Source organism: Mycobacterium sp. 1165178.9 (assembly GCF_001673555.1).
Classification (GTDB): Bacteria; Actinomycetota; Actinomycetes; order Mycobacteriales; family Mycobacteriaceae; genus Mycobacterium.
The window spans coordinates 1-4,093 of the sequence record NZ_LZMB01000299.1; the positions used below are offsets into that span (position 1 = coordinate 1).

The following is a 4,093-nucleotide window of genomic DNA, read 5'->3' on the forward strand; positions in this document are numbered from 1 at the left end:
CACCATCAAGGGTGCCGATTCCTTTGGGCCGCCGTCTATTTCGACCAAGGACTACACGGCGCACTGGTACGGCCGCACCTTGCATTTCGGTGTGCGCGAACACGCGATGGGCGCCATCTTGTCCGGCATCGTGCTGCACGGCCCGACCCGGGCCTACGGGGGCACGTTCCTGCAGTTCTCCGACTACATGCGGCCGGCGGTGCGGTTGGCCTCGCTGATGGACATCGACACCATCTACGTCTGGACCCACGACTCCATCGGCCTGGGTGAGGACGGTCCGACACACCAGCCGATCGAGCACCTCGCGGCGCTGCGGGCCATCCCGAACCTGTCGGTGGTGCGCCCGGCCGACGCGAACGAGACGGCCTACGCCTGGCGCACGATCCTGGCCCGCGGCAACGGCAGCGGCCCCGTCGGCCTGATGCTGACCCGCCAGAATGTGCCGATCCTCGAGGGCACCAGCGCCGATGGCGTCGCGCGGGGCGGCTACATCCTGGGCTCGGACGGCGAGGAAGCCGGCCAAGACCCCGACGTGGTGCTGATTGGCACGGGTTCGGAGGTCCAGCTCGCGGTCGAGGCGCAGAAGTTGTTGGCGGACAAGGATATCGTGGCGCGGGTGGTTTCCATGCCGTGCGTCGAATGGTTCGAGTCCCAGCCCTCCGACTACCGCGACAGCGTGCTGCCACCGACCGTGTCGGCCAGGGTGGCGATTGAGGCCGGCGTCGCGCAGAGCTGGCACAAGCTGGTCGGCGACACCGGCAAGATCGTCTCGATCGAGCACTACGGCGAATCTGCCGACTACGAAACCTTATTCCGTGAATTCGGCTTCACGGCCGAAGCCGTCGCGGCCGCCGCGGAAGAAGTAGTGGATAACTGAGGAAAGGGTAATTCACATGACCGCTCAGAACTCGAATCTGGCGGCGCTGTCCGCCGCCGGCGTATCCGTCTGGCTTGACGACCTGTCGCGTCAGCGGCTGCAGTCGGGCAACCTGCAAGAGCTGATCGACACCAAGAGCGTCGTCGGCGTGACCACGAACCCGTCGATCTTCCAGAAAGCGTTGGCGGAGGGCGATTCCTATAAGGACCAGATCGCCGAGCTGGCCGAGCGTGGCGCTGACGTCGAGGCGACCATCCGCACGGTCACCACCGACGACGTGCGCAATGGGTGCGACGTCCTCAAGCGTGAGTGGGAGGCGTCGGACGGGGTGGACGGCCGGGTGTCCATCGAGGTCGACCCGCGGCTGGCGGCCGAGACCGACAAGACCACCGCGCAGGCCGTCGAGCTGTGGAAGATCGTCGACCGCCCGAACCTGTTCATCAAGATCCCGGCCACCAAGGCCGGCATCCCGGCCATCACCGCCGTTCTGGCGGAGGGGATTTCGGTCAACGTCACGCTCATCTTCTCCGTCGAACGCCACCGCCAGGTGATGGACGCCTACTTGGAAGGCCTGGAGAAGGCCCGCGAGGCCGGCCACGACCTGTCCAAGATCCATTCGGTGGCCTCGTTCTTCGTATCTCGCGTGGATTCCGAGGTGGACAAGCGGCTCGAGAAGATCGGCTCGGATGACGCGAAGGCGCTGGCTGGACAGGCCGGTGTGGCCAACGCCCGCCTGGCGTACGCGGCCTACCAGGAGGTGTTCGAGGGCGGTGACCGCTTCGAGGCGCTCAAGGCCGACGGGGCCCGGGTTCAGCGTCCGCTGTGGGCGTCGACGGGCGTCAAGAACCCGGACTACTCCGACACCCTCTACGTCACCGAGCTGGTGGCGCCGAACACGGTGAACACCATGCCGGAGAAGACGATTGACGCGGTCGCCGACCACGGCGAGATCAAGGGTGACACGGTCACGGGTACCGCCGACGCCGCGCAGGAAGTGTTCGACAAGCTTTCGGAGGTCGGCATCGACCTCACCGACGTTTTCAAGGTGCTGGAGAACGAGGGCGTGGAGAAGTTCGTGGATTCCTGGACCGAGCTGCTGGAGGAAACGCAGAAGCAGCTGGATTCCACCTCCAAATGAGCCCAGCCCGCACCGCGCAACAATGGCATAACCCGTTACGGGACAGGCGAGATAAGCGGCTCCCGCGCATCGCGGGACCGTGCGGGATGGTGATCTTCGGCGTCACCGGCGACCTGGCCCGCAAGAAGGTCATGCCGGCGATTTACGATCTGGCCAACCGCGGTCTGCTGCCGCCCAGCTTCTCTTTGGTGGGTTTCGCTCGCCGGGATTGGAGCACCCAGGATTTCGGCAAGGTGGTGCACGAGGCAGTCAAGGAACACTGCCGCACGCCCTTCCGGCAGGAGAACTGGGATCGGCTGGCCGAGGGATTCCGTTTCGTGCCGGGCGCTTTCGACGACGACAAGGCGTTCGGTCGGCTCGCCGAGACCTTGGACAAGCTGGACGCCGAGCGCGGCACCGGCGGCAATCACGCCTTCTATCTGGCCATCCCACCGAAGTCCTTCCCGGTGGTGTGCGAGCAGTTGCACAAGTCGGGTTTGGCGCGCCCGCAGGGTGACCGGTGGAGCCGGGTGGTCATCGAGAAGCCGTTCGGTCACGACCTGGAAAGTGCGCAGGCACTGAACAAGTCGGTCAACGCGGTCTTTCCCGAGGAGTCGGTGTTCCGGATCGACCACTACCTGGGCAAGGAGACCGTCCGCAACATCCTGGCGCTGCGGTTCGCCAACCAGTTGTTCGACCCGATCTGGAATGCGCACTACGTCGACCACGTGCAGATCACCATGGCCGAGGACATCGGTCTGGGCGGCCGCGCCGGCTACTACGACGGCATCGGCGCGGCGCGCGACGTGATCCAGAACCACCTGATGCAGCTGCTGGCGCTCACCGCGATGGAGGAGCCGGTCAGCTTCAGCCCGTCGGCGCTGCAAGCCGAGAAGATCAAGGTACTCTCGGCCACCCACCTCGCCGAGCCCCTCGACGAGACCACCAGCCGCGGCCAGTACGCCGCGGGCTGGCAGGGCGGCGAGAAGGTCGTCGGGCTGCTCGATGAGGAGGGATTCGCCAAAGACTCGACCACCGAGACGTTCGCCGCCATCACGCTCGAGGTGGACACCCGCCGCTGGGCCGGTGTCCCCTTTTACCTGCGTACCGGAAAACGCCTGGGCCGCAGGGTGACCGAAATCGCGCTGATCTTCAAGCGTGCTCCGCATCTGCCGTTCGACGCGACCATGACAGACGAGCTGGGCACCAACGCCATGGTGATCCGAGTGCAGCCCGACGAAGGCGTCACGCTGCGCTTCGGGTCCAAGGTGCCGGGCACCGCGATGGAAGTCCGCGACGTCAACATGGACTTCTCGTACGGCTCGGCGTTCGCCGAGGAATCGCCGGAAGCCTACGAACAGCTGATCCTTGACGTACTGTTGGGCGAGCCGTCCCTGTTCCCGGTCAACGAAGAGGTCGAATTGGCTTGGGACATACTCGATCCCGTACTCAATAACTGGGCGGCCGGTGGCAAACCCGAACCGTACGAGTCGGGCACCTGGGGTCCGGACTCCGCCTTCGAGATGCTGCGCCGCACCGGCCGCGAGTGGCGGCGGCCCTGATGATCATCGATATGGAAGACACCACCACCACGGCGGTCAACAAGAAGCTCGACGAACTGCGGGAGAAGGTCGGCGCCGTCGCGATGGGCAGGGTGCTGACCCTGATCATCGCGCCGGACAGCGACGAGATCTTGGAAGAGTCGTTGAAAGCCGCCAACAACGCCAGCCACGAGCACCCCAGCCGGATCATCGTGACGATGAGGGGCAACCCGTATGCGGACAAACCGCGTTTGGATGCGCAGCTGCGCGCCGGGGGTGACACCGGCGCCAGCGAAGTCGTGGTGCTTCGGCTGTCCGGGCCGCTGTCCGGCCACGCCGCCAGCGTGGTCACCCCCTTCCTGCTGCCCGACATCCCGGTGGTGGTCTGGTGGCCCGACGTCGCGCCGGCGGTGCCGGCGCAAGATCCGTTGGGCCGGTTGGCCATTCGGCGCATCACCGATGCGACCAACGGCGTCGACCCGTTGGCGGCCATCAAGAGCCGGCTGCCCGGATACACCGCGGGTGACACCGACCTCGCCTGGGCGCGCATCACCTATT

Annotated in this window: 4 protein-coding genes; all 4 read left to right on the plus strand. The window is 65.9% G+C overall.

The genetic code is table 11. The features are described from left to right. Positions 1-877 (plus strand): transketolase C-terminal domain-containing protein (locus A5652_RS13095; protein ID WP_304441772.1); only part of this gene is annotated, 877 nt, incomplete at its 5' end. 16 nt (positions 878-893) lie between these two features. Then, positions 894-2,015: a transaldolase gene (gene tal, locus A5652_RS13100; RefSeq protein WP_067351584.1), complete on the plus strand. Its 1,122-nt coding sequence runs from the start codon at positions 894-896 to the stop codon at positions 2,013-2,015. Continuing rightward, complete coding sequence (gene zwf / locus A5652_RS13105) at positions 2,012-3,556, plus strand: glucose-6-phosphate dehydrogenase (protein ID WP_067351587.1); 1,545 nt, start codon at positions 2,012-2,014, stop codon at positions 3,554-3,556. The genes tal and zwf overlap by 4 nt, the downstream gene beginning before the upstream one ends. Next, the coding region (locus tag A5652_RS13110; RefSeq protein ID WP_197513947.1) for a glucose-6-phosphate dehydrogenase assembly protein OpcA at positions 3,556-4,093 on the plus strand (538 nt) is incomplete at its 3' end. The genes zwf and A5652_RS13110, both read left to right, overlap by 1 nt.